We start from the raw sequence: 2,500 nt of genomic DNA on the forward strand, positions 1-2,500 counted from the left end.
TGGTTGCGGGGGTAGGATTTGAACCTACGACCTTCAGGTTATGAGCCTGACGAGCTACCGGGCTGCTCCACCCCGCGTCACCGTGTTCGGCATTTGCCGGCCGGGGCAGCCCGGGCTTTTCTGTTTGTCCGTCCTCGAAGGGGTTGCCTTCTGCGGTCGGACGGGGCGCTGCTCTACCCTGCGTCACCGAGATCGCTGGCATTTGCCAGGATTGGTTTGTTCTGGAATGACTTGGGCCGCTTTCGCGGCCCGTGAGCCGCCTCATCGGGCGGTTTGTCGTGAAGAGAAGATTGATTTCATGCATTTGGCAGACCTGGCAGCGACCTACTCTCCCGCGTCTTGAGACGAAGTACCATCGGCGCTGGGGCGTTTCACGGCCGTGTTCGGAATGGGAACGGGTGCTGTAACCCCGCCAGAACCACCAGGTCGGCGAAAGGCATGAAGTTCGAGAAGCTGGGAGGTGGAGGGAATAGGGAAGGAGGGGAATAAGGGAATAATACCTCACTTCCTTTTATGCCTGCCCTTCAACATTGCGCGCCTCGGGCGAAGCCCGCAAGCACGACCGTGCGTCGCGCCTGACGGCGCGTGAGCGAGAGAAGCAATACCCGGATGGGTATAAGTAATGTGAATGATCAAGCCGATCGAGCTATTAGTACCGGTAAGCTTCATGCGTTGCCGCACTTCCACACCCGGCCTATCAACGTGGTCGTCTTCCACGGCTCTGATAGGGAATACTCGTTTTCAGGTGGGTTTCCCGCTTAGATGCCTTCAGCGGTTATCCCGTCCGTATATAGCTACCCTGCTATGCGGCTGGCGCCACAACAGGTCCACCAGAGATACGTCCATCCCGGTCCTCTCGTACTAGGGACAGATCCTGTCAATATTCCTACACCCACGGCAGATAGGGACCGAACTGTCTCACGACGTTCTGAACCCAACTCACGTACCGCTTTAAATGGCGAACAGCCATACCCTTGGGACCTGCTCCAGCCCCAGGATGCGATGAGTCGACATCGAGGTGCCAAACAACCCCGTCGATATGGACTCTTGGGGGTCATCAGCCTGTTATCCCCGGCGTACCTTTTATCCGTTGAGCGATGGCCCTTCCACGCGGGACCACCGGATCACTATGACCGACTTTCGTCTCTGCTCGACTTGTCAGTCTCGCAGTCAGGCGGGCTTATGCCATTGCACTCGACGAACGATTTCCGACCGTTCTGAGCCCACCATCGCGCGCCTCCGTTACTCTTTAGGAGGCGACCGCCCCAGTCAAACTACCCACCATACACTGTCCCGGACCCGGATGACGGGCCGCGGTTAGACATCCATATAAGTAAGGGTGGTATTTCAAGGGTGACTCCACCAAGGCTGGCGCCCCGGCTTCAAAGTCTACCACCTATCCTACACATGCCGACACGAATGCCAGTGTAAAGCTATAGTAAAGGTGCACGGGGTCTTTCCGTCTAACCGCAGGAACCCCGCATCTTCACGGGGAATTCAATTTCACTGAGTCTCTGCTGGAGACAGCGGGGAAGTCGTTACGCCATTCGTGCAGGTCGGAACTTACCCGACAAGGAATTTCGCTACCTTAGGACCGTTATAGTTACGGCCGCCGTTTACCGGGGCTTCGATTCAGAGCTTGCACCCCTCCTCTTAACCTTCCGGCACCGGGCAGGCGTCAGACCCTATACGTCGTCTTGCGACTTCGCAGAGCCCTGTGTTTTTGATAAACAGTCGCTACCCCCTGGTCTGTGCCACCCCCATACGGTTGCCCGCATAAGGGTCATGCTTATCCCGAAGTTACGCATGCAATTTGCCGAGTTCCTTCAGCAGAGTTCTCTCAAGCGCCTTGGTATACTCTACCTGACCACCTGTGTCGGTTTCGGGTACGGTCTATACGCGGGAGCTGTTTCCTGGAACCGCTTCGCTGCCCAACCAATCCAATAAGGATGGACAACATACGCGATCCGTCACTACCCGCAGGCCCACGAATATTAACGTGGTTCCCATCGACTACGCCTTTCGGCCTCGCCTTAGGGGCCGGCTAACCCTGCTCAGATTAACTTTAAGCAGGAACCCTTGGTCTTTCGGCGAGGGGGTCTCTCACCCCCTTTATCGTTACTCATGTCAGCATTCGCACTTCCGATACCTCCAGAAGTCCTCACGGATCTTCCTTCGCAGGCTTACGGAACGCTCCGCTACCGCTCGACCCTTGCGGATCGAACCCAAAGCTTCGGTGCATGGCTTTAGCCCCGTTACATTTTCGGCGCAAAACCCCTTAATTAGACCAGTGAGCTGTTACGCTTTCTTTAAATGATGGCTGCTTCTAAGCCAACATCCTGGTTGTTTTGGGAGTCTCACATCCTTTCCCACTTAGCCATGACTTGGGGACCTTAGCTGTTGGTCAGGGTTGTTTCCCTCTCCACGACGGACGTTAGCACCCGCCGTGTGTCTGCCGACTAGTACTCCTCGGTATTCGGAGTTTGGTTAGGTTTGGTAA

1 tRNA gene and 2 rRNA genes (1 of these 3 cut by a window edge) are annotated in these 2,500 nt (G+C 56.1%); all 3 read right to left on the bottom strand.

The features are described 5' to 3' along the window. A tRNA-Met gene (locus tag GTW25_RS20350) sits at nucleotides 1-77 on the bottom strand. Between the two features lie 234 nt (nucleotides 78-311). Continuing rightward, a 5S ribosomal RNA gene (gene rrf, locus GTW25_RS20355) occupies nucleotides 312-426 on the bottom strand. A 202-nt stretch (nucleotides 427-628) separates the two neighbouring features. Beyond that, nucleotides 629-2,500, bottom strand: a 23S ribosomal RNA gene (locus tag GTW25_RS20360); it runs 1,039 nt beyond the window's last position.

It is taken from the genome of Aliihoeflea aestuarii (assembly GCF_024105665.1).
GTDB lineage: Bacteria > Pseudomonadota > Alphaproteobacteria > Rhizobiales > Rhizobiaceae > Aliihoeflea > Aliihoeflea aestuarii.